Origin of the sequence: Bacteroides mediterraneensis (genome assembly GCF_900128455.1) — a bacterium.
GTDB lineage: Bacteria > Bacteroidota > Bacteroidia > Bacteroidales > Bacteroidaceae > Phocaeicola > Phocaeicola mediterraneensis.
Genome location: NZ_LT635783.1, coordinates 886034 through 911917 on the forward strand (window position 1 = coordinate 886034; position 25884 = coordinate 911917).

Sequence of the window (25884 nt, forward strand, 5' to 3'; positions counted from 1 at the left end):
TCCAATTTGTTGATGTAAATCAAATCCGAGGGTAGAATTAGGGCTTTTCGGTTACATTCTTCTCCTTCTCTCCCGAAAAACTTGTAACTTTGCTTTCGTTTTTGGAAGATTTATGACAGTAAGAATCAATAAGCAATACGAAGAACGCCTGGGGACAGAACGGATGCTTCCCCTTATTTTCAAAATGGCGTTGCCGGCGGTGGCCGCACAGTTTGTCAATCTCCTATATAATATAGTAGATCGCATTTACATCGGGCACATCCCCGAAATCGGGACGAATGCGCTGGCGGGAGTGGGAGTGACTACTTCCCTCGTTATCCTGATTTCCTCATTTTCGGCCATTGTGGGGGCCGGAGGAGCCCCGCTGGCTGCCATGGCGTTGGGACAGGGCGACCGGGTGCGTGCGGGAAAGATTCTGGGCAACGGTTTCATGCTGCTGATACTGTTTACCGTTCTCACTTCGCTGGTGTCTTATCTGTGCATGGAGCCCATCCTGAAGTTTGCAGGAGCTTCTGCCGTTACGCTCCCTTATGCCGAAGATTATCTTTCGGTGTATTTGCTGGGTACGCTGTTCGTAGAAGTCTCCACCGGACTCAATACCTTCATCAATTCACAGGGACGTCCCAGCATCGCCATGTATTCTGTGCTGATTGGAGCTTTGCTGAATATCGTGCTCGACCCGATTTTCATCTTCTGGTTCGACATGGGTGTGAAGGGAGCGGCACTGGCCACCATCCTCTCACAGGCCTGCAGTGCCTGCTGGGTTTTGGGTTTCCTGTGTTCCGACCGGGCTTCCCTGCGTTTGGAAAAACGCTACTTGAAGTTCGACCGCCGCATTGTGGGCGGTATGCTGGCCTTGGGCGTATCTCCTTTCATCATGGCCAGTACGGAAAGTCTGGTAGGCTTTGTACTGAACGGCAGTCTGGAGAAATTTGGCGATATTTATGTAGGTGCTTTGGCTATCCTGCAAAGTGCCATGCAACTGGTCAGCGTGCCGCTCACTGGCTTTGCCCAAGGTTTTGTGCCGGTGGCCAGTTACAACTACGGGCATGGCGACCGGCAGCGGGTGAAAGACTGTTTCCGGATTGTGCTGACAGTGATGTTCTCCTTCAATTTCGTCCTGATGCTGCTGATGATTTGTTTCCCGTCCGTAGTGGCTTCTGCCTTTACGAGCGACCGCGAATTGATTGCCACCGTGGAGCATGTGTTGCCGATTTTCCTTGCCGGAATGACCATTTTCGGCCTGCAACGTGCCTGTCAGAACATGTTTGTCGCCCTTGGCCAAGCCCGGATTTCCATTTTTATCGCCTTGCTCCGTAAGGTCATTTTGCTGGTACCTCTTGCCTTGGTGCTGCCTCGTTTCTTCAATGTGGAAGGCGTGTTTCTGTCTGAGGCCGTTTCAGATGCCACAGCTGCCATCTGCTGCACCCTGCTCTTCTTCTGGCAGTTCCCGAAGATACTCCGCAAGGCCCCGATTCCCTTGAAAAAATAGATTTAGTGGAATGATAGGGTAAATTCATTGAAACACAAGCAGATAAAGAATAAAATGTATAGGAAGATTCTCTGTCCCACAGTGTGGGATACAAAAACCACAGTGTGGAATACATATTTCACACTGTGAAATACAAATCCCGAAGTGTGGAACAGAGAATATAAAGGGGCATTTACAGTTATTCTTGCGGGTGTTTGATTTGATAAATGGGATTGTGGAAAAATAATCGGATGAAATGAGGAAAATGTGAAGTTGGATAATTATAAATGCGTACCATACTCATACAGAATATGAATCATCCAATTTTGTCCTCTGCTTTTACCCTCATCGCGGTCATCAACCACGGGTATTGGGCTATAGACTTTTTCTTTATACTTTCGGACTTTGTCATCGGCTATGCTTACGACGACCGATGGAAGAAGAATCTGATTTTGAAGGGTTTTTCAAATGTTAGATTGATTAGAGTATAGGGTTGATTTCATGTTGTGAGATTAATCATGTGTGTTGTTTTTTGTATGAGTAATGGTCTTCATGCAGTTAGAAGCCTGCAAGCTTGTGGGGTATTTTCGTGCACTACTTCTTTTTAATGTCAACAAATGTTGTTCAAAGGTTTATTCTTACATGTCTATTAATTTTACGGTGGGACGGCATTATCGTTGTGGATTTTTAAATTGGCTATGAGGTTTAAAAGAATTTACGTCAAATGAGTGTTGTATGTAACAAGGGGAAATTAATTCTTGTGTATACTCTTTTTTTGTAGTGAAAATTGAAAATAAAAAAAAATAACTATATAACCTGCTGCAAAAGAATAATTTGCATTATGGAAAGCTAAAAATTAAATTAGTGTATATTGACGGATTTTGTATTGATATAATTACCAAAAATGGTTTTTATAAATAAATATATATTTATGAATTTTGATATTGAAAAAATATATGTATATTTGCAAACAATAGAACTATCATGTTAAGATAGCTATACCTTAAATATCACTAATATTATAAAAAGACACATGAAATAGATAGAAAAGCACAAATAATAGGCTAAATAGTCGTGGAGCCTAAGTTTTATAAATCCCACTTTAAGTATAATACTTATGATAAAAAACTTCAAAACAGTCAGTATGATGCTGTTACTCGGTTCTATGAGTACAGGATTGACGCATGCTGCATTCGAGACGAGTGTGGCAGGAACAAATGTTGTTCAGCAAAATAATGTATGTAAAGGTATTGTGAAGGATGCAAACGGTGAAACCGTCATTGGTGCATCTGTAGTTGTCAAAGGAACAACTAATGGTACAATTACCGGATTAGATGGAGATTTTGAACTTTCTAATGTAAAAAAAGGTGCAACGATTCAGATTTCTTTTGTTGGGTATCAGACGGCAGAGGTTGTATGGAATGGAGAACCTCTGACAATAGAATTGAAAGATGATTCACAGGTGTTGGACGAAGTAGTTGTAGTTGGTTTCGGTACACAGAAGAAAGTAAACCTTACAGGTTCCGTTTCAACGGTAAATGCCGATGAATTGACTTCACGTCCTGTAGCCAATGTGACACAGGCTATGCAGGGTTTGGTTCCCGGTATGAACTTCAGTTATGGAAAAGGTGGTGGTAAGGTTGGTAACACCATGAGTATCAATGTCCGTGGTACAGGTACACTGGATTCAAACGTATCCAATGCTTCTCCGCTTATCTTGATTGATGGTATGGAAGGAGATATTAACATGTTGAATCCCAATGATATTGAAAATATCTCTGTGTTGAAAGATGCTGCAGCATCTTCAATCTATGGTTCGCGAGCTCCTTATGGTGTGATTCTTGTAACTACTAAAAAAGGTAAGGCGGGTAGAGTTAATATCAATTACAACAATAACTTCAGCTGGTCTACTGCCATTAATATGCCTAAAATGGTAGATTCGTATAACTACGCGAAATTCATAAACCAGATTGCCATTAATGACAATAACACACCGAATTTTAAGGAAGAACACCTTCAGCGAATTAAGGATTATCAGTTGGGTACTTTTACGCAAACAACTGTGCCCGATGAGAGCACTCCGACCATTTGGGACTGGAGAGGTAATGCCAACGTTGATTGGTTGGACGAAATTTTTGGTGGAACAGGATTCCAGCAAGAACATTCATTGAGCGTAACCGGTGGTAGTGAAAAAGTACAGTATTTTATGTCAGCCAATTATTTTACCCAAAATGGTGTGGTAAGATATGGTGATGAAAATATGCATCGTTACACGGTAAATGGAAAAATCAATGCACAGCTTACTCCTTGGTTGAAGGCCAATTATAATATGAAATTTATGCGTAGAGACCTTGACCAGCCTTATAATTTGGATGATAACTTGTTCTTCTACAATACTGCACGTCGTTGGCCGACTCAGCCGGTGCTTGACCCGAATGGACTTTATTTGACAGAGTTGACTAAAAATTTGATGTGGGGTGGAAATAATGTAACACAGACTGACTGGGTTACACAGCAATTGCAGTTGGAACTGGAGCCGATTAAAAATTGGAGAACTTTCATTGAATTGAACTATAAGACCATCAACACCATGCGTGATGAGGCTCGCAACAAGCTTACCAAGTATGATATCAATGGAAACGTGTATTATGAAGCTGGACAGAAGAATAGCATTTACTCTTATTCTGAAAGAACCAATTTCTTCAATACGAATATCTATTCTGAATACACACATCAATGGAATAATCATACGTTGAAGGGCATGGTGGGTTTCCAGGCAGAACTTAACAAATATACCATGGTAGGAGCTAAGAAGGAAGACCTTATTACGGAAAGCATGCCGGTTATCAATGTGGCTACGGGTAAGGAATATGCTTATGGGCAAAAGAACCATTGGGCAACTGCCGGTTTCTTTGGACGTATCAATTACAATTATGCTGAAAGATACCTTGCGGAAGTAAACTTGAGATACGATGGTACTTCACGATTTGCAGCCGATAAACGTTGGAATTTATTCCCGTCATTCTCTGTGGGTTGGAATGTGGCTCGTGAAGAGTTCATGGAAAAATACCAGGATGTAATCAATACGTTGAAATTTAGAGGATCTTGGGGTCAGTTAGGAAACCAGAATACAGTGAGCTTGTATCCTTATATACAGACCATGCCGTTCTATCCTGTGACCAATACAACTCAGAATACATGGCTGATCAATGGAGCACGTTACAATGGTTCAACTGCTCCGAGCTTGATTTCTGCACTGTTGACATGGGAAACCATGAGTTCATGGAACGTCGGATTCGACCTTGGTATGTTCAACAACAGATTGAACATGAGTTTTGACTACTTCGTTCGAACTACTTTCGATATGGTGGGTCCTGCTCCTGAATTGCCTGTCACTTTGGGTACAGCTGTTCCGAAAGTAAATAATGCGGATATGCGGTCTACAGGTTTCGAATTGGATTTGTCTTGGAGAGATCAGATTAATGGATTTAATTATGGTATCCGCGCCTTGCTGTCTGATGACCGTCAGAAGGTTTTGAAATATCCGAATGAAAGTGGTTCTTTCCAGACTTGGCGTGAGGGACAGTACCTGAATGAAATCTGGGGTCTGACTACAGTCGGTATTGCAAAGACTCAGGAAGAAATGGATGCACATCTTGCAAAAGTAGATCAAAGTGCAATTGATGCAGGTACATGGCTTGCGGGTGATGTAATGTATGCAGACTTGAATGGTGATGGTAAGGTAACTAATGGTAATACAATGGACGATTTGGGTGATAAGCGTCTGTTGGGTAATTCCACTCCTCGCTTTAAGTTTGGTTTGGATTTGGATGCTTCATGGAAGGGATTCGATGTAAGACTCTTCTTCCAGGGAGTTGCTAAGAGAGATTGGGCTTTTGCTGCAAACCATATTGTATATTGGGGTAATGCAGGTGGTGTGTGGAACTCTGCAGCCTTTGAAAACAATATGGACTTCTACCGTCCGGTTGGTGATGATTGGTTAGGAGAAAATCTGGATGCAAGATTCCCGAGACTTACCTCTTCTAACAAAAACAGACAGACGCAAACTGCTTATATTGAAAATGCAGCTTACGTTCGTTTGAAGAACTTCCAGATAGGTTACACCTTGCCTTCCAGCTTAACTCAGAAAGTAGGAATCTCAAAACTAAGAATCTTCTTCTCTGCTGAGAACTTGTTCACGATTACAGGTTTGCCAGATGGTATTGATCCTGAAACTTTAGGAAATAACTCTGATTTCGGAGGTATGGCCAACTATCCGTTGACGCGTACATTATCAACAGGTCTTAGTATTAACTTTTAAATAAGATATATATGAAACTAAATAAATATGCTTTGATTTTAGCTGGAGGATTATCATTATCTATGATGACTTCATGTAATGATTTTCTTGACAGAGAGCCATTGGATGCCATTACACCGGAAAACTTCCTTTGGACTGACGCTGATATGAGCGCCTACATGATTAAACAATATAGTTTTTCTACCCATTCAGGTGCCGGAGTCGGTATTTGGGGAAATGACAATGGAACAGACAACCAATGTAAGGCTTCCTATAGTACTTCATGGATCCCTGGTTTGTGGAGAGTTTCTGACCATTATTCGAATGATTATGATGACCCATGGTATTTTGGTGCTTTGTACAATTTGAACTACTTCCTTGAAACTGTTTTGCCGAGATATGAGGCCAATGAATTGACGGGTAATATGGATATGGTGAAACATAACATTGGTGAAGCCTATTTCTTGAGAGCATGGTTCTATTTCAATAAGTTGCAGACGTTTGGAGATTTTCCTATCATTAAAAATGTGTTGAAAGATGAGAAGGAAGAATTGGTAGCTGCCAGCAAGAGATATCCGCGTAACCAAGTTGCTCGTTTTATTCTGGAAGACCTCGACCAGGCAATTAATTACTTGTCTAACAACCCTGAGGGTGGAACCAATAGAATCACGTTGAATGCAGCTTATTTGGTGAAATCACGTGTCGCATTGTATGAGGCAAGTTGGGAAACCTATCATGCCAATACGGCTTTAGTACCGGGTGGTCCCGGATGGCCTGGAAAGTCTGAAGACTTGAACGGATATAATGCTGATACAGAAATTAAATTCTTCTTGGATCAATGTAAGAAGGCAGCTGCTTATGTGACAGACAATATTCAACTGGCTACTAATACTCATGAATGGGCGGATGGAGCTGCTAAAATGCAGAATCCTTATTTCGCACAGTTCTCTGCCGATGATATGAGTTCATATCCTGAAATCATCATGTGGAGAGATTATGACGTAAACTTGGATATCAGACATTCAGCTGGACAGTATCTGCGTACAGGTGGTAATACTGGCTTTACCAGACAGTTTGTAGAAACTTTCTTGATGAAGAATGGTCTGCCGATTTATGCGACTGGCAGCAACTATCAGGGTGATAAGTCCTTGGAGAAAGTACGGGCTAATAGAGATGAACGTTTGCAGATGTTCATGATGACTCCGAATGAACTTCTGACAGATGGTCAGACAGAGTTCTTGGATACATTGGCAACTTATCCTGCTTTGTTCTCCAAAGAAGAAAGCCGCTGTGTGACAGGATATCAGTTGCGTAAGGGATTGTCAAATAACTGGACCCGTGACTGGAATGAAAATGGTGAAGGATGTCCTATCTTCCGTGCAGCAGAAGCTTACTTAAATTATATTGAGGCTTCATGTATGGAAAATAATGGCAACAGCATTGATCAGAAAGCTGCTGGTTTGTGGAAACAATTGAGAGAAAGAGCTGGCTTGCCGGGAGATTATAATATAACAGTCAATGCCACCGATTTGAGTAAGGAAAATGACTGGGCTGTATATTCAGGCAAGACTCAGGTTTCAAAATTGTTGTATAATATTCGTCGTGAAAGACGTTGTGAGTTGATGGAAGAAGGCTTCCGTATGTATGACTTGAAACGTTGGAGAGCACTTGACAGACTGGATGGTACATGGCAACCGGAGGGTATCAATTTCTGGGAAGCAGATGTAAACTATGTGGACATCTATCAGAACTGGTACGGACAGACTGTGAAGGCAGACGGTTCATCTACTGCTAATATGTCTGCAAAAGAGAGAAGCAAATACGTAAGACCGTATGAAATTGTGAATGGTGAATCCAACCAGTTGTGGAATAGCGGTTATAAATGGTGTGAAGCTCATTATTTGAGCCCTATCTCAATTGTACATTTCAGAAATACTGCAACGAATCCGAGCGATTTGAGTACTTCAATTATTTATCAGAATCCTGGATGGCCTACTGTAGCTGATCAGGGACCTACAATTAACTGATAGACAAAAGATAAAATGGGGGCTACTTAATAGTTGAAGGTCTATTAAGTAGCCTTTTTAATATATTTTTGTAAGATGAAAAGTTTAATATTATTATGTCTTTTATGGTTGCCTTGCAGATTGCTGGCGCAACCTGAAGATGAGATTGCGTTTATGGATCGGTTTGTCACAAAGCAAGCAGTGGTGACGGATTACCGTTATAAAGATACCATACCCTCAGCGTGTGGTCTGGTGAGACTGAAGAATGGGAAAATTGCTTTTATGACTAAGCAATCGGGGAAAATGACCCCCTTTTATATAAAGGCCATAGAGACTGGATATTGGGATACAAGATATGAAAGTAACATTGACTATAATTCCGTTTTCTCTGATATGGTCAGAATGGGAGCCAATACGGCCTATGTTATGATACACTGGGAGGAAATAGAACCCAGTGATAATTGTTTTAACTTTACATTTACTGACAGTATTGAAAAATACGCCCGAAATAATGGTATAAAAATAAATTGGGTATTGTTTCTGCATGCACAATATAACGGTGTTCCGTTACCGGATTGTACAAATTCATGGACTTTCCATCTTGACGACAGGGATTCATGCAATTACACTATGCAGTGGGCAAAACAGAATGGGGTGGTGTATAAAGATATTAAAACGCTTGTGGAAAAAGGTGGAATAAGACCCTTGCATGTTTATGGACATAAAGAAATATTTTACCGAATAAAACGTATGCTTAGGGAACTGGCTTCTCATTACAGAAATAGTGATACTGTAATAGGAGTACAACTTGGAAATGAAGAGGGATTCAGTTTCTTGGATGAGAGTGATTATAACCCTGTAACAGCCGCTTTGTATGAGGAGTGGAAACTAAAGACAAACAAAACTGATTATGCTCAATTCAAGCGAGAAGCTATGAACTGGTGGTGGAAACAGTTTACAACGGCTTTTCATGAAGTGGATCCATATAAGATGTTGTCGACAAATTTGGATGCAGGACAGGCAGAGGCTGGTGATGAACTGCGTATGGATATGACTGGTACTAGTACTTCTTTCTATGAAGATGGTAATTTGGATGTGATAGGCACTATGTTGTATAAACAGTATGGGTATAAAGCGATTAAAGGTCTTGATAAAAGATATGATGGAGGCAGATATTCTTATGAGTTACCAATATTGGTTCCTTCAGAAATAGGAATTGGCAGATTTAATAAGAATGAAGATTTCAATAGTTTTGTAATGCATACTTTAGAAAGGGCTGCTCAAGGGTTCGGAGTCTATTGTTATGGTGAGGTTCGAAAGGAACATGCAGATTCATTATTGGCACGGAGAACACTGATGGAGATGTTTGCCAATATCGAACAGAATGAAGATATAATATTCGGCGGCTTACCTGGTCCTGGCTATGTAAGATGTTTCTCTGAATATAAAAAATTGAAAATTAGTCATCTCAATATTGACAACAGGGAGACTCTTGTTATGATATACGTACCTACATTTGAAGTGGAAAACGAAATGAATCAAACAGACATAGGGAATTTAAAGTTATTTCTCCACTCTAAAATCGATGGGAAATATGAAATGAAGGTTTATAAATCAGGCAAGTGTATTCAAAAAACAGCATTGTTGCTGGACAAAAATAAGCCTGTGAAAATTGCAGTTGATGATAAATTTGATTCTACACCAATATTTATAAAAATAAAAATGAAATAAAATATAGTTATGAACAAGTTGCAAATAGCTACACTTATCATACCATTTCTATCTACGAATGTGTATGCGGAAATAGAAAAAACTCCTAATATCGTTCTTATTCTGTGTGATGATATGGGCTTTTCAGACCTTGGTTGTTATGGTAGTGAGATAAAAACGCCCAATATTGATAAGCTTGCTCAGGAAGGAGTGCGTTTTAGTCAATTTAAGAATACAGGACGAAGTTGTCCCAGTCGTGCAGCCTTACTTACTGGAAGATACCAGCATCAGGCGGGTATGGGATGGATGGCCGAAGTAGACGAACATAGACCTGGTTATCGTGGACAGATAGATAAAGAATATCCGACTATTGCCGAAATTATGAAGGAAGGAGGATATAGTACGTATATGAGTGGAAAATGGCACGTAACTACGACTGGAGCCTATGATGCACCTAATGGAAGTTATCCTGTGCAGAGAGGTTTTGATAGATATTATGGTTGCCTTCATGGTGGAGGAAGCTATTATAAGCCGAGTCCAGTATATAATAATTTAGATAGGATTACCAATCTGCCTGATGACTATTATTACACGCAGGCTATTACTGATTCTGCGGTTAGTTTTGTAAATAAACATGACTGTAAGACTTCCATGTTTCTTTATGTGGCTCATTATGCGCCTCATTTGCCTTTGCAAGCTCCTCAAAAATATATAGACAAATGCATTGACAGATATAAAGTCGGTTATGATGTATTGCGTAAACAAAGATTTGAGAAACAAAAACAGTTACAACTTGTACCTGATGAGATGGAACTTCCTTTATTCAATAAGGAATTTGGTGGAAAGCGTCCTGCATGGGAAGAACTTACTACTGAGCAGCAACACAAATGGATAAATGATATGGCCACGTATGCAGCCATGATAGAAATTATGGATGAAGGTATAGGGAAGTTGGTTGACGCCATAAAGAAAAAAGGAATGTATGAAAATACAGTATTTATCTTCTTGAGTGATAACGGTGCTACTGATGAAGGAGGATACATTGGTCAGTTGATGTCGGATTTGTCGAATACTCCATATCGTAGTTATAAGAAATGGGTATTCCAAGGTGGAACAAGCACACCATTCATTCTTACTTATGGAAATAGAAGTAAAAATAAGATGCAAGGAAAGGTTTGTAATCAGCCGGCACATATTATTGATGTTTTGCCTACATGTATGGCAATAGGAGGTATGAAATATCCGCAAAAATATTCTCATGCTGATTTGGAAGGGAAGAATTTATTGCCAGCTTCTGAAGGTAAGTCTATAGAAAAAAGGACATTATACTTCGAACACCAGAGTTCATGTGCGATTATTGATGGAACATGGAAACTTGTAAAAGCTAACCGGAATGAGCAGTGGGAATTAATAAATTTAGATGAAGATCCGTTTGAAACGAATGATTTGGCTGATAAATATCCGGATAAGGTTGAAGAACTTGAGACTAAATGGATTGAATGGGCTAATACTCATAAAGTTTTTCCATTAGAAGATAAAACATGGACAGAAAGATTGAATTTCTATAGGGCTAAGAATCCAAATCAAAAGGGAGAATAATAATACACCAGAGTGCCAAACATGTCCATAGGATGAGGGATATTGGATGACAAAAGAAAGATAGGTATTGTGTCTTATATACAAATTTTTATACATTTATTAGATATCATTCTTATGGCATGTGGCACTCTTAAAAAATGAATATTATGAAAACAGTATTTTTTCCTTTATTAGCTTGTAATTTGTGGGCTATAAATTCTGTTGTAGCTCAAAATGCCAGGCCTAATATTATAATGTTTTTAGTGGATGATATGGGCTGGCAGGACACTTCTGTCCCGTTCAATGGCAATGAAGTTTCAACTTTGAATTTACGTTACCAAACGCCCAATATGGAAAGATTGGCAAGGCTTGGAGTAAAGTTCACACAAGCTTATTCATGTGCCATATCTTCTCCCACAAGGTGTAGTTTAATGTCAGGAATGAATGCTTCTCGCCATAGGGTTACTAACTGGACATTGGAATTTGACCAAAAAACAGACGCAAACAGCGATGTCATTGAATTGCCTGACTGGAATTATAATGGAATACAACCTGAAGCTACCAAAGGAGTAATAAATAATTCAGTAGCTATTACGTCTTTGCCTCAAATATTGAAGGACAACGGATACAGAACTATTCATTGCGGCAAGGCGCATTTTGGTGCAAGAACAACTCCTGGGGCTGATCCATCGAATATGGGATTTGATATAAACATTGCGGGAGGTCCTAATGGAGCTCCTGGCAGTTATTTGGGTATAAAGAATTTCGGCGAAGGCTCTCCCTTTGCCGTCAAGGGTCTTGAAAAGTATCATGGTCAGGATATTTTTTTGACAGAAGCTTTGACAATAGAGGCCATAAAAGAAATGAAAAAGGCGGTAAATGAAAAAATACCATTCTATTTGTATATGTCACATTATGCTGTCCATACTCCTATAGAAGATGACAAAAGATTCAGCAATAATTATAGAGGAAAATATGATAGACAACTTAAATCTAAATTAGGAGAGAAAGAGGCTAAATATGCTGCACTTGTTGAAGGAATGGATAAAAGTTTGGGGGATATAATGGATTATATTCAGTCGGATCCAAAACTGGCTCAGAATACAATAATATTGTTTATGTCTGATAATGGTGGGCAGGCTTTGGGATATTGCAGGGAAGGCGTACCTAACAGAGATCCCAATTATCCGGCACGTGCTGGTAAGGGGTCTGCTTTTATGGGAGGGGTAAGAGAACCGATGCTTGTTTACTGGCCAGGTGTGACTAAGCCCGGCAGTATATGCTTGCAAAAGGTTATTATTGAAGATTTTTACCCTTCTATTATAGAAATGGCAGGAATACACGACTACCATACTGTGCAGATAGTCGACGGAAAAAGCTTTGTCAGGTGTTTGAAGAATGTAAGTGATATTGATTCTAATAAATCTATAGTGTGGCATTTCCCTAATTTATGGGGAGAAACTCAGGATATTGAAGAGGGATACGGTGCCTATTCATCAATATTGAAGGGTGATTATCATCTGATATATAATTGGGAAAATGGAAGATTCAGACTCTATAATGTAAAGGATGACCTTTCAGAGCAAATCGACTTGTCTGAAAGATTGCCAGAAATAGTGAAAAAGTTGTCATCCGAATTATCGGATTATTTAAGGGAAAGAAATGCACAAAGACCATCTTTAAAATCTGATGGTAAAATTTTACCTTATCCAGATGGACTGTAACAGTATGAATTTGAATAACCGAACTGAACATAATTCTGTATAACGATTAATTTAATAACATGAGAAATACTTTATTTTTAATCAGATTAACAATTTTCTTGTTGCTCTTAAATGGAATGAACGGCCTGTGTGCGATTGCTAATTCATATCAACCGGAATATTCGACGGCAGGTTTTTATGAATTAGATAACACTGGTAGAAAAGTTTTTAGTATGAACCCTGCTTGGCGTTTTCACAAAGGAAATGTGACAGGAGCAGAAGATATAGAATTTGATGACAGTCGTTGGAAACTCGTTTCACTGCCCGACGGAATGGAGATACTTCCTGCTGAGGCGAGCGGATGCATAAACTATCAGGGTGAAGTGTGGTATCGCAAGCATTTTACTCCCGAAGAGGAATGGAAAGGAAAGAGACTGTTCTTGCACTTTGAAGCTATTATGGGTAAATCAAAAGTGTGGGTTAATGGAAAACTGGTAAAAGAACATTTTGGTGGATTTCTCCCTGTTATATCTGATGTTACAGATTATCTTGTATATGGAAAGGATAATGTAATTGCAGTATGGGCTGACAATGCGAATGATGCTTCTTATCCTCCTGGGAAACAGCAGGATATGCTTGATTTTGCTTATTTTGGAGGGATATATCGCGATTGCTGGATGATTGCTCATAATGATGTCTATTTGACAGATCCTAATTATGAAAATGAAATAGCTAGTGGAGGTTTGTTCGTCTCATATAATAATGTTTCAGATAAATCAGCAAATATCCGGCTGGATGCTCATGTGAGAAATATGTCATCAAAATCATTTTCAGGAAAAGTGGAATATGAACTGTATGACAGAAATGGGAATAAGGTTCAATCCAACAGTAAAAGTTTTTCTCTTTCAAAAGGGAAAGCCCGTACCACGACGGTGGGTATGAATGTCGAAAACCCTCATTTGTGGGATCCTGATTCCCCATATTTATATCAGCTGCACGTATATATCAAAGATAAGAATAACAATATAATTGACGGCTATCGAAGAAAAATAGGTATACGGAGTATAGAATTTAAAGGAAAAGATGGTTTTTGGTTAAATGGTAAACCTTACCCGTATCCGTTGATTGGAGCCAACAGGCATCAGGATTTTGCCGTTATTGGTAATGCTTTATCCAACAGTCTTCATTGGAGAGATGCAAAGAAACTGCGTGATGCAGGATTAAGAGTGATAAGAAACGCTCATTATCCGCAGGATCCGGCTTTTATGGATGCGTGTGACGAATTAGGACTTTTTGTAATTGTAAACACCCCCGGTTGGCAGTTCTGGAATGATGCTCCCATTTTTGCAAAAAGGGTATACAATGATATACGCAATATGGTACGGCGTGACCGCAATCATCCGTCTGTATGGATGTGGGAGCCTATTCTTAATGAAACATGGTATCCGGAAGATTTTGCCAAAAATGTGGTGGATATTTTGCATGAAGAATATCCGTACCCCTATTGTTATGCAGGGTGTGATGTAACAGCTCGTGGCAGTGAATATTTTCCTATTCACTTTACTCATCCTCTTAATGGAGCGGGTGGTGCATTTAATACCCAAAACATGAATCCTGAAATTTCATACTTTACCCGTGAATGGGGAGATAATGTGGATGATTGGAATTCTCATAACTCTCCAAGTCGTGTAAACAGAGCATGGGGTGAAATTCCTATGCTTATTCAGGCTCAGGGATATGCAAAGACTGATTATAAGTATACTTGTTATGATGTTCTTTACAGAAACAGTCGACAACATATGGGGGGATGTCTGTGGCACTCGTTTGATCATCAGCGTGGTTATCATCCAGATCCTTTTTATGGTGGCATAATGGATGCTTTCCGTCAGCCTAAGTTGGCTTATTATATGTTCTGTTCGCAGCGTCCTGCACAGAAGAATGATATGCTCATTTCGGAAACAGGGCCTATGGTTTATATAGCTAATGCTATGACCCCCTTCTCTCCTAAAGATGTTACCGTTTATAGTAATTGTGATGAAGTAAGGCTTACATATTGTAAAAATGGTAAACAATATATCTACAAGAAGGAAAAAACAGACATGGGCATGCCTTCTCCTGTCATTACTTTTGAGAATGTGTGGGATGTAATGTATGATAAAAAACTAGCTCGTGAAAGGAAGCATAATGATTCTTATTTATTTGCGGAGGGACTGGTGGATGGCAAGGTCGTAGCTACCCATAAAGTCTTGCCTGCACGTCGTCCTTCTAAGATTGTTATGTGGGTTGATAATGAGAATGTGGAAACTACTGCTGATGGTTCCGATTTGGTTACAGTTATTGCAGCTGTGGCAGATGATAAAGGGAATATCAAGCGTCTGAACAATTATCATATTAAATTTGAGATTGAAGGAAACGGTGAGCTTGTTGCAGATGAAGCAACTTTCACTAACCCTCGCCAGGTACAATGGGGAACAGCTCCTGTATTGGTTCGTGCCAATACCAATGCCGGTGAGATAAAGGTAAAGGCTTCTGTTGTATTTGAAGGTATTCATACTCTCTTATCTGCCGAGCTCATAATTAAGTCTGTTGCTTCAAAGCATAAGCTGATAGCTGATAATAAGGAGCTTTCTCTGTTGCTGGAAGGTTATAAAAAGAATGATGGTGTTGTTTCTGAAAGTAATACTGATTGTAAAAGTGAAATTAAAAGGTTACAGCAGGAACTTAGTAGATTGAAACTTAAGGAGGTTGAAAAACAACAATCTGATTTTGAGTAATATAAATTGATTTTATATAGTGTATTGTATGTTTCAGGCTAATTTAAATTATTTGATGGGAATTGGTCTTACAATGAAGGCTGCTTCTCTTATGGCTTCAAGCCCTGATGTTTCGCAAAGGTCTTTACCAAACGTAATTATAATATATGCCGACGATTTGGGATATGGCGACCTTGAATGTTATGGTGCGAAGAATGTTCTTACTCCTGCAGTAAACGGTCTGGCTAGTGACGGTATCTTGTTTAACAACGCTTATGCAGTGGCGGCAACAAGTACTCCATCAAGATATTCTTTACTTACTGGTGAATATGCATGGAGAAAGGAAGGTACAGATGTGGCTGCAGGTGATGCTGCTATGATTATAAATCCGAATCAGTATACTTTGGCTGATGTGTTCAAAAATACGGGATATAGAACTTCAGTTATCGGGAAGTGGCATCTGGGACTTGGAGCTGAGACAGGCAAACAGGATTGGAATGCTCCTTTGCCTACTCATCCGGGAGATCTTGGCTTTGACTATTCATATATTATGGCAGCAACGGCTGATAGGGTTCCATGTGTTTTTATAGAAAATGGTATGGTGGCTGATTATGATCCATCGGCTCCAATAGAGGTGAGTTATTCAAAGCCTTTTCCTGGTGAACTTTTAGGATGCGATCATCCGGAACTGTTGTATAATTTAAAACCAACTCATGAGCATGATAAGGCTATTGTTAATGGAATAAGTAGGTTCGGGTATATGAAAGGTGGTGGAAGGGCTTTATGGAAAGATGAAAATATAGCTGATTCTATAGCTTGTCATGCGATAGAGTTTATCAATAAAAACAAGAATACCCCTTTCTTTATGTATCTGGCCACTAATGATGTGCATGTGCCAAGATTTCCTCATGACAGATTTAGAGGAAAAAATCCAATGGGGTTGCGTGGTGATGCTATCGTACAGTTTGATTGGACTGTAGGGCAGGTGGTTTCTGCTTTGAAGAATTTGGGCATTTATGATAATACTTTAATCATATTATCTAGTGACAATGGTCCTGTCTTGGATGATGGATATGATGATAGGGCTGAGGAATTACTGAATGGACATTCACCTACCAGGGGGTTGAGGGGCAATAAGTATAGTGCGTTTGAGGGAGGGACAAGAATTCCGTTTATTGTTTCGTGGCCCAATGGTATTAAAGGTGGGAGAAAATCTGATGCTTTAATTTCACAGATTGATTTGATCAGATCGCTTGGTGAGCTTATTGGTGCTCGTATTCCCAAAGGTTCTGCTCCGGACAGTGAGAATTATATAGGGGCTATTTTGGGGTGTGATACTTTGGGTAGAGACTGGGTAGTGGAACAGTCGTATAATCATACTTTGTCTGTGAGAGATAGAGAATGGAAGTTTATCGAGCCTAATAATGGTCCTGCTGGTATTCCATGGATACCTGAAGTTGAATCTGGAAATAGTACTGAACCTCAGCTTTATTATCTTAAAAATGATGAATATGAGAAAGTGAATTGTGCCAAAGATAATAAAGAGAAAGTTATAGAGTTTATGGATATATTGAAAAAACTGAGAAAAATGTGACCTTTAATTTTTTTCTTATTAGAAATTTGAATTTATTAAACTGGCATGCATTGTATACTTAGGGGTTGGAGAATAGTTAGTATTCTTCGGGAAGTGAGAAGTCCATCCCGAAGAATACTAGAATTATAAAAATAACCTGAGCTCGAAATGAAGTCAAAAAATAGAAAGTTGTCTGTCTGTTATTGATAAAGTTTACGTCAATGTTTGGTCTTCTTATCCTTAATCATATATTTTTTCTGTCGTAATGTAGAATTCCTTACAAAAATCATCGGCCATACAATAAATCTCTGTAACTTTAGACTTTAGAAACATAGCAGTTATCGTTTAAATGTTATAATTGGTCACTATAAATTTAGTGATTTTATTGCTATGATTTTGATTATCAGTAAAATATATTTATTATTATTTCGAACTCACATTAATTAGGAAGAGTTGCTGCATAATTTCTGGGGAGAAATCACCTTTCATACCATAAATCTCTGTAATTTTAACCTCCGGGAATCTGCCAGGGATTTTCTTGTATCATATTTATATGTGGGGGTAAGATTGATTGATGAAAAATATTATTGAGAGTATCAGAAAGCAATGTCCTGTATCCGACTCTACTATCAAGGAGCTGGAGTCTTATTTGACACCTTGTACTTTTCCTAAAAAGTACCAGCTGATTAAAGAGGGAATTTATTGCAAATATGCCTATTTCATAGAAAAAGGTACCATAAGAGCCTATTGGGTTGTGGATGGGGAAGAATATACCACTTCATTTGGCACAGAAGGCGGCATTGTGTTCAGTATGGATGAACTTTATTACAACCGGAAAAGTGAGGAATATGTAGAAACCTTGGAGGAAGTGCAAGCCTACAGAATCAGTATAACCGACCTCCAACATCTGTTCGAAACGAATCTGGAACTATGCAACTGGGGAAGAATCATCCATCAGAATGAATACAGAAGGCTCCACAGAAGTCATAAAGAGCGGCTGTCGCTCCCGGCCAAGGAACGTTATGAGGAATTCCAGAAACAGTTTCCCGAAATATGCAGGAAGGTGAACTTGAAATACATTGCTTCTTATCTGGGGATTACCCTTTCCACGCTCAGCAGACTGCGAAGCAAGAAGCCATAATTTGATGTAGGACAAATTTTAATTGGGGGTGATTCCCTATCTTTGCAGGGTCACATTCAATTTATTCCAATATGAATCATCTAATTTCTTCCTCGGCCTTTGCCGATACGAAACCCCATTATGAACTGCTCGACGGACTGAGAGGAGTGGCTGCACTGCTGGTGGTGTTTTATCACATTTTTGAAGGATTTTCCTTTGCCGGAGGGGGCACCCTCATCACGGTCATCAACCACGGCTACCTGGCCGTCGACTTTTTCTTTATACTTTCGGGCTTTGTCATCGGCTATGCTTACGACGACCGATGGAAGAAGAACCTGACCTTGAAGGGCTTCTTCAAGCGAAGACTGATTCGCCTCCATCCGATGATTGTCATGGGAGCGGTCATCGGTTGCCTCACCTTCTTTATCCAGGGAGGGGTGAAGTGGGACGGCACGCAGGTGGCTACCTCCGCGGTCATGCTGGCTCTCTTGCTGGCCATGTTTTTCATTCCGGCCTATCCGGGAGCGGGTTATGACGTACGCGGAAACGGGGAGATGTTTTCGCTGAACGGTCCCAGCTGGTCGCTGTTTTTTGAATACATCGGGAACCTCCTTTATGCCCTTTTCATCCATCGGTTGGGCAACAAAGCGCTGACCGTCCTGGTGATATTGCTTGGATTAGGACTCTCCTGGTTTGCCTTGTCCGACGTGGTGGGCTACGGTATGATTGGCGTGGGCTGGACACTCGACAGACTGAACTTCTGGGGAGGAATGTTGCGGATGCTCTTTCCGTTCACGCTGGGAATGCTGATATCGCGGAATTTCCGCCCGTTGAAGGTTCGGGGGGCGTTCTGGATTTGCAGCGTCATTCTGCTGGTGCTTTTTTGTGTACCTTATATTGGGGGCCATTCGCCCGTGTGTCTGAACGGGGTGTTCGAGATGGTCTGCATTGTCCTCATATTCCCTATGCTGGTTTGTCTGGGGGCCTCCGGACAGACCACCGACAAGCGGTCGACCCGTATTTGCAAGTTTTTAGGCGATATATCCTATCCGTTGTATGCCATTCACTATCCTTTGATGTACCTGTTCTATGCGTGGCTGATTGAAAACAAACTGTACACGCTGGGAGAAACCTGGCCGATGGCGGCACTGGTTTATTTCGGAAGCATCGTCTTGGCCTATCTGTGTCTGAAACTCTATGATGAGCCTGTAAGGAAGTGGCTGGGCAGGAAGTTTGTAATCACACTTTGAAGGGTTTGCGGAACTTGCATCCGTTTTTCCACTGCGAGCAGCCATAGGCCGTCTTTCCCTTGATGATGATTCCCGTGCCGCATACGGGGCAGGCTTTGCCCAAAATACTGTCGTCGGCAGGAAGGGTATCCTCTTTAGGAGTATCCGGCGCGGTGGCTTTCTTGCTGGCCCGTGGCTTGCGGGGAGCGGCTTTCTTCTTGGGCTCACCGTCGTTGCCCTTGGGGACAGCGGCTTTTTTCAACGGGATTTTCGGACTGTCGTCGGTAGTGACAGTGACACGGCGGTTGCTGTTGTCGCGCAACACACTGTACACAATGTCGGTGACCATCTGTTTCAGTTCGGCCAGGAAGGTACCCGCATCGTAGCTCTTCCGCTCGATTTCCCGCAGTTTCTTTTCCCAAATACCGGTCAGTTCGGCCGATTTCAACAGTTCTTCGTGAATCAGCTGAATCAGTTCCACACCCGTAGGAGTGGCAATCAGGTTTTTACGTTCCTTGCGGATGTAATGCCGCTTGAACAAAGTCTCGATGATGGCGGCACGGGTAGACGGGCGGCCGATGCCGTTCTCCTTCAAGGCATCCCGCAGTTCGTCGTTGTCCACCAGCTTTCCGGCGGTTTCCATGGCACGCAGCAGAGTAGCCTCAGTATAGGGTCGGGGCGGCTGTGTCCATTTTTCGTTGAGCATCGGACTGTGCGGACCGCTTTCTCCCTTGGTGAAGGCAGGCAACACGCTTTCTTCTTCATTTTCCTTGTTTTCTTCCGACACGTCCTTGGCAAAGATGACCCGCCAGCCGGGTTCCAGAATCTGTTTGCCGGTTACTTTGAACTCTATCTGGTCGGCTTCTCCGATGACGGTGGTCGTCGAGAATTTGCAGTCGGGGTAGAACACTGCGATGAAGCGCCGCGCTATCAGGTCGAATACCCGTTTCTCCATGTCGCTGAGGCCCTGCGGCTGTACGCCCGTAGGGATGATGGCATGGTGGTCGGTCACCTTGCTGTTGTCGAATACTTTTTTCGACTTGAAGAGCGGTTTCCCGGCCAGTACGCCCGTATAAACGGTATAATCTTTCAGTCCCTCCAGAATTTTCGGACACTTGGGATAGATGTCATCGCTCAGGAAAGTGGTATCCACACGCGGATAGGTGGCCACCTTCTTTTCATACAACGACTGGATGAGCTGCAAGGTCATGTCGGCCGAGTAGCTGAATTTCTTGTTGCATTCTACTTGAAGGGAAGTCAGGTCGAACAGGCGGGGAGGAGCTTCTGTACCTTTCTTGGAACTGACTTCAGTCACGGTGAAGTCTACGTTCCGGATGCGTTCCAGCAAATCTTTTCCCGTCTGTTCGTCGGTAATCTGCGGAATGCCTCGGTTGGCATCAGCCTGTGTCTTTTTCTTGGCCGAAGGATTCTCTTTTTCCTTTTCGGCTTCTTCTGCCAGTTCCTCGTCACTTTTGCGTACGATGGCCGAGAAGACCGTATCCCGGTATACCGTCTTCAGTTCCCAGTACTGTTTGGGTACAAAATGTTCGATTTCCTGCTGTCTTTTCACAATCAGGGCCAGGGTAGGTGTCTGTACCCGCCCGATGGAAAGTACCTGTTTGTTCTGTCCGTATTTCAGAGTATAGAGTCGGGTAGCATTCATGCCCAAGGTCCAGTCGCCGATGGCCCGGCTCAGTCCGGCTTCGTAGAGCGGCTGGAACTCCGACTGGTCTTTCAAGTGTGCAAAGCCGTCGCGGATGGCCTCTTCCGTCAGTGAGGAAATCCAGAGCCGTTTGACCGGACACTTGGCTCCGGCCTTCTGCATTACCCACCGTTGGATGAGTTCTCCTTCCTGGCCGGCATCCCCACAGTTGATAATCATTTCGGCTTCCTGCATCAGCTTTTCGATGATGTGGAACTGCTTTTCAATCCCGCTGTCGTTGATCAGCTTGATGCCGAAGCGGGGAGGAATCATGGGAAGTGTACTCAGGCTCCACGTTTTCCATGAAGGAGTATATTCATGCGGTTCTTTCAGGGTACACAAATGCCCGAATGTCCAGGTCACCTGGTATCCGTTTCCTTCAATGTATCCTTCTTTTCGGTTCTTGGCTCCCAGCACGTCGGCGATGTCGCGTGCCACGCTGGGCTTTTCGGCGATGCAAACTATCATGGTCTTTCTTTCAATATGGGGCAAAATTACGCAAAGTTGCCTGAATAGAAAAATAAAATCTTTATCTTTGAGCGGAAACGACTGACAGCCTTTCTTTTGGCAAGGTTTTTGTAAGATAGAATATATAACGATTAAATGAAGAATTTATGTTGATTTGGATTGTATTTATAGGTATTGCGATTCTCAGTTACATGGTGCAGGCCAGCCTGAAGAGTAAGTTTGAGAAATATTCCCAGATTCCGCTGACCAATGGGATGACGGGAAGGGAAGTCGCCGAAAAAATGTTGCGTGACAACGGTATTTACGACGTGACGGTGACCAGTACGTCGGGTATGCTGACCGACCATTATAACCCGATGAACAAGACGGTGAACCTGAGTGAAGGGGTTTATGGAAGTGCAAGTGTGGCTGCGGCGGCAGTAGCTGCCCATGAGTGTGGACATGCCGTACAGCATGCGCGGGGATATGCGCCTTTGCGGATGCGTTCAGCATTGGTACCGGTGGTACAGTTTTCTTCTTCCATCGTTTCTTGGGTGCTGCTGGCAGGTATCCTTATGGTAAATTCTTTCCCGCAGCTGCTGCTGATTGGCATTTGTCTGTTTGCCATGACTACCTTGTTCAGTATTATTACGCTCCCGGTAGAGATTGATGCCAGTCGTCGGGCGTTGGCGTGGTTGAGTCGGGCAGGTATCACCAATGCCTTCAACCACCAGCAGGCCACGGATGCCTTGAAGTCGGCTGCCTATACGTATGTAGTAGCGGCACTGGGTTCATTGGCTACGTTGATTTACTACGTGACAATTTATATGAATCGCCGCGAGTAAGCGTGAAATCCTTCCATTTTGTGTGCGGAAGGTAGAAATTTTATTCGTAATTTTGCCCCGTTAATTTAAAGACTGATTCATTATGGCAACAAAACCAAGTATACCGAAAGGAACAAGAGACTTTTCGCCGGTGGAAATGGCGAAACGTAACTATATATTCAACACGATTCGCGAAGTGTTCTATCTTTATGGCTTTCAGCAGATAGAGACTCCTTCCATGGAAAACCTGTCTACCTTGATGGGTAAGTACGGGGAGGAAGGTGATAAGCTGCTTTTCAAAATCCAGAATTCGGGGGATTATTTCTCCGGGCTGACCGATGAAGAGCTGTTGAGCCGGAACGCAGCCAAGCTGGCCAGCAAGTTCTGTGAGAAGGGTTTGCGCTATGACCTGACGGTTCCTTTCGCACGTTACGTGGTGATGCACCGTGATGAAATCACTTTCCCGTTCAAGCGTTTCCAGATTCAGCCGGTATGGCGTGCCGACCGTCCTCAGAAGGGGCGTTACCGTGAGTTCTACCAGTGTGATGCCGACGTGGTGGGCAGCAATTCTCTGCTGAACGAGGTGGAACTGGTGCAGATGATTGATACGGTGTTCCAGAAATTCGGTATCCGGGTTTCCATTAAGATTAATAACCGCAAGATTCTGACCGGTATTGCAGAAATTATCGGAGAAGCAGATAAGATTGTCGACATTACGGTAGCCATCGACAAGTTGGATAAAATCGGTTTGGACAATGTGAATGCGGAATTGGCTTCAAAGGGTATTCCGCAGGAAGCGATTGACAAGTTGCAGCCGATTATCTTGCTGAGCGGTTCGAACGAAGAAAAACTGGCTACATTGAAGAATGTGCTGGCTGCCAGTGAAACCGGTCTGAAAGGGGTGGAGGAAAGCGAATTTATCCTGAAGACGATTGCCGGACTAGGCATCAAGTCGGAAGTGGAACTGGATTTGACGTTGGCCCGCGGATTGAATTATTATACAGGAGCCATTTTTGAAGTGAAGGCCTTGGATGTACAGATTGGTAGTATTAGCGGAGGTGGCCGTTATGACAACCTGACAGGTGTGTTCGGTATGGACGGTATGTCAGGGGTAGGCATCTCTTTCGGTGCCGACCGTATTTACGATGTGCTGAACCAGCTGGATTTGTATCCGAAGGAAGCCGTGAACGGCACGCAGCTGCTGTTCGTTAACTTTGGCGAGGCGGAAGCGGCTTATGTACTTCCGATTTTGTCACAGGCGCGTGCGGCAGGTATCCGTGCGGAAATCTATCCGGATGCAGCCAAGATGAAAAAGCAGATGAGCTATGCCAATGCGAAGATGGTGCCGTTTGTGGCCATTGTGGGCGAGAATGAGATGAAAGAAGGAAAAGTGACACTGAAGAATATGGCAAGCGGCGAGCAGTCGCTGGTCACTCCGGATGAACTGGTGGATGCCATTCACGGATAAGTGTGATTCATTATATAAATAAAACAATAAGGACACAGGTTTCACGGGAGAAGGCGGAAGATGTAAAGGCTTCGGACTTCGGTTTCGTGGAACCTGTGTTTTTTGTCGGTCTACTTTGATAAATTAAATAATTGCAGAAGGTATGGAAATCGTATATTTAGTGATGGGCATGATAGTGGGGGGGCTGCTTGGCTATTTGTTTGCTGCCCGGAAATCGGTAGCTTTGCGCTCACAGTTGCAGTGGAGCGAGGCACATGCCCAGGATTTGCTTCAAGCAGAGAAGGAACGTGCGGCGGCTTTAGCAGAACAGTATAAGAAAGAGACGGAGAGACTGCACGGGCAGTTGGACGAACTTTCCGGAAAGTGGAGTGAGACCGGTCGGGCATTGGCAGCTTCACAAGCGGAACGTCGGAATTTGGAAGAGCGTTTGATGCATCAGAAGGAAGAAGTGGAGCAGTTGCGGAAGCAGTTGAATATGGAGTTTGAGAACATGGCCAACCGCATTTTCCAGCAGAAGACGGAGGCTTTCAACCGACTCAGCTCGGAAACGCTAGGCAATCTGTTGAAACCTTTCGGCGAAAACCTGAAGGAGTTCAAGCATCAAGTTGAAGAAGTGTATGATAAGGAATCCAAACAGCGCTTTTCATTGGAGGACCGTATCAAGGAACTGATGCAGCTGAACAAGCAGATTAGTGACGATGCCAACAACCTGACCCGGGCCTTGAAAGGAGATTCCAAGATGCAGGGAAACTGGGGAGAAATGATTCTGGAAACCATTTTGGAGAACTCCGGATTGCGGGAGGGGGAAGAATATTTCCGTCAGGAATTCTTGAAAGATGAGCATGGGGAACCGCTTAAGAATGAGCTGGGACAGCGGATGCAGCCCGATGTACTGGTGGTGTATCCGGACAACCGGCAGGTGATTATCGACTCGAAGGTATCGCTTACGGCCTACGCCAACTATGTGGGATGTGAGGATGCTGGACAGCGAGAACAGTACTTGAAAGCGCATCTGGTTTCGGTCAGGACACATATCGATGAATTGAGCCGGAAGGATTATTCCAGTTACAATGTGTCGGCCCTGGATTTCGTGATGATGTTCGTACCCAACGAACCGGCTTATCTGCTGGCGTTGCAGGCCGATCCAGACTTATGGAACTATGCGTATCAGAAGAAAGTGGTGCTGATGAGTCCTACAAACCTGATTGCGGCGCTGAGGCTGGCGCTGGATTTGTGGAAGCGGGAGTATCAGGTGAAAAACATTCAGGACATCATCAAGCGAGGTACCGTGCTGTATGAGAAACTGGTGGGATTTACCGAGACTTTCGAGAAAATCGGTGATACGCTACAGGCGGCTTCCACGGCTTACAAGAATGCTTTGGGACAGCTTTCGCAGGGAAAAGGTAATTTGATTCGTCAGGCGGACATGCTGACGGAGCTGGGGATTACGTCGAAAAAGAAATTCTCTCCCCGTCTCCGGCAAGAAGCAGATAAGGATGCGACGCCAGATTCTTCTGCAAGAGACCTGTTTACTTCTTTAGAAGAGAAATAAGAATGGAAGGAAGAAAAAAACTGTTTATGATGTCAGCGTTCAAATCCACTTTGTCAGTAAAATCATGTCAGAATGGCAGTTTTGAGCTTTGGCACGCTTTTCGTAAGAAAGTTGATGCTTTCATGTACAACGCATGAGATTATAATCTAGTATAAACGTAAAAAAATATAGCATTATGAACATTAAACCATTAGCAGACAGAGTCCTGATTCTTCCGGCTCCTGCAGAAGAAAAAACAATCGGCGGTATTATTATTCCTGACACAGCAAAAGAAAAACCGTTGCAGGGTGAAGTAGTGGCCGTAGGCCATGGCACAAAAGACGAAGAAATGGTCTTGAAAGTGGGCGATACGGTCTTGTACGGAAAATATTCTGGTACAGAAATCGAATACGAAGGCGTGAAGTATTTGATGATGCGTCAGAGCGATGTACTGGCAGTTTTGGGATAA

General features: G+C 42.4%; 15 protein-coding genes and 2 pseudogenes. 15 read left to right on the forward strand and 2 right to left on the reverse strand.

The features are described 5' to 3' along the window. Window positions 1-112: 112 nt before the first annotated feature. From BQ7480_RS03560 to BQ7480_RS03600, 9 genes and pseudogenes are all read left to right on the forward strand, one after another. Window positions 113-1492, forward strand: a complete 1380-nt coding sequence (locus tag BQ7480_RS03560) for an MATE family efflux transporter (RefSeq protein ID WP_072541749.1) — start codon at window positions 113-115, stop codon at window positions 1490-1492. A 326-nt stretch (window positions 1493-1818) separates the two neighbouring features. Further along, window positions 1819-1959: pseudogene (locus BQ7480_RS17675) on the forward strand (acyltransferase family protein); the annotation flags it as partial. Window positions 1960-2588: 629 nt separating this feature from the next. Continuing rightward, window positions 2589-5792: a SusC/RagA family TonB-linked outer membrane protein gene (locus BQ7480_RS03570; protein WP_072541751.1), complete on the forward strand. Its 3204-nt coding sequence runs from the start codon at window positions 2589-2591 to the stop codon at window positions 5790-5792. 62 nt (window positions 5793-5854) lie between these two features. Then, window positions 5855-7798 carry a RagB/SusD family nutrient uptake outer membrane protein gene (locus tag BQ7480_RS03575; RefSeq protein ID WP_235816632.1) on the forward strand — a complete coding sequence of 648 codons (1944 nt, stop codon included), beginning with the start codon at window positions 5855-5857 and terminating at the stop codon, window positions 7796-7798. A 75-nt stretch (window positions 7799-7873) separates the two neighbouring features. After that, window positions 7874-9508 (forward strand): beta-galactosidase, encoded by a 1635-nt coding sequence (locus BQ7480_RS03580; RefSeq protein ID WP_072541753.1) that lies wholly within the window; start codon window positions 7874-7876, stop codon window positions 9506-9508. Window positions 9509-9517: 9 nt separating this feature from the next. Continuing rightward, window positions 9518-11086: an arylsulfatase gene (locus tag BQ7480_RS03585; protein ID WP_072541754.1), complete on the forward strand. Its 1569-nt coding sequence runs from the start codon at window positions 9518-9520 to the stop codon at window positions 11084-11086. A gap of 137 nt (window positions 11087-11223) precedes the next feature. Beyond that, window positions 11224-12789 (forward strand): sulfatase, encoded by a 1566-nt coding sequence (locus BQ7480_RS03590; RefSeq protein WP_072541755.1) that lies wholly within the window; start codon window positions 11224-11226, stop codon window positions 12787-12789. Between the two features lie 116 nt (window positions 12790-12905). Beyond that, window positions 12906-15542 (forward strand): glycoside hydrolase family 2 TIM barrel-domain containing protein, encoded by a 2637-nt coding sequence (locus BQ7480_RS03595; RefSeq protein ID WP_394332643.1) that lies wholly within the window; start codon window positions 12906-12908, stop codon window positions 15540-15542. Window positions 15543-15615: 73 nt separating this feature from the next. Beyond that, on the forward strand, window positions 15616-17115 hold the full coding sequence (locus BQ7480_RS03600; protein WP_072543883.1) for a sulfatase-like hydrolase/transferase: 1500 nt from the start codon (window positions 15616-15618) through the stop codon (window positions 17113-17115). Between the two features lie 200 nt (window positions 17116-17315). Here the strand turns inward: BQ7480_RS03600 and BQ7480_RS18120 are convergent. After that, window positions 17316-17427, reverse strand: a pseudogene (locus tag BQ7480_RS18120) (IS982 family transposase); the annotation flags it as partial. A 241-nt stretch (window positions 17428-17668) separates the two neighbouring features. On the opposite strand from BQ7480_RS18120, the gene BQ7480_RS03605 reads away from it, so the two are divergent. Continuing rightward, window positions 17669-18235, forward strand: coding sequence for a Crp/Fnr family transcriptional regulator (locus tag BQ7480_RS03605; RefSeq protein ID WP_072541757.1), 567 nt, complete (start codon window positions 17669-17671; stop codon window positions 18233-18235). A 71-nt stretch (window positions 18236-18306) separates the two neighbouring features. Beyond that, the gene (locus tag BQ7480_RS03610) at window positions 18307-19464 is read left to right on the forward strand and encodes an acyltransferase family protein (protein ID WP_072541758.1); all 1158 of its coding nucleotides are present in this window, start codon (window positions 18307-18309) and stop codon (window positions 19462-19464) included. Here the strand turns inward: BQ7480_RS03610 and BQ7480_RS03615 are convergent. Further along, entirely contained in the window at window positions 19454-21613 is a 2160-nt protein-coding gene (locus BQ7480_RS03615; RefSeq protein WP_072541759.1) for a DNA topoisomerase 3, read from the reverse strand. The two genes, BQ7480_RS03610 and BQ7480_RS03615, sit on opposite strands and share 11 nt — an antisense overlap. Before the next feature lie 146 nt (window positions 21614-21759). Between BQ7480_RS03615 and BQ7480_RS03620 the strand changes: the two genes are divergently transcribed. The 4 genes from BQ7480_RS03620 to BQ7480_RS03635 all read left to right on the forward strand — a co-directional run bounded on the left by BQ7480_RS03620 (window position 21760) and on the right by BQ7480_RS03635 (window position 25884). Then, a complete protein-coding gene (locus tag BQ7480_RS03620; RefSeq protein ID WP_072541760.1) occupies window positions 21760-22437 on the forward strand; it encodes a zinc metallopeptidase in 678 nt (225 codons plus the stop codon). Between the two features lie 82 nt (window positions 22438-22519). Then, window positions 22520-23884, forward strand: a complete 1365-nt coding sequence (gene hisS, locus BQ7480_RS03625) for a histidine--tRNA ligase (RefSeq protein ID WP_072541761.1) — start codon at window positions 22520-22522, stop codon at window positions 23882-23884. Between the two features lie 142 nt (window positions 23885-24026). After that, window positions 24027-25436, forward strand: coding sequence for a DNA recombination protein RmuC (gene rmuC, locus BQ7480_RS03630; RefSeq protein WP_072541762.1), 1410 nt, complete (start codon window positions 24027-24029; stop codon window positions 25434-25436). Between the two features lie 175 nt (window positions 25437-25611). Beyond that, entirely contained in the window at window positions 25612-25884 is a 273-nt protein-coding gene (locus tag BQ7480_RS03635) for a co-chaperone GroES (RefSeq protein WP_007562047.1), read from the forward strand.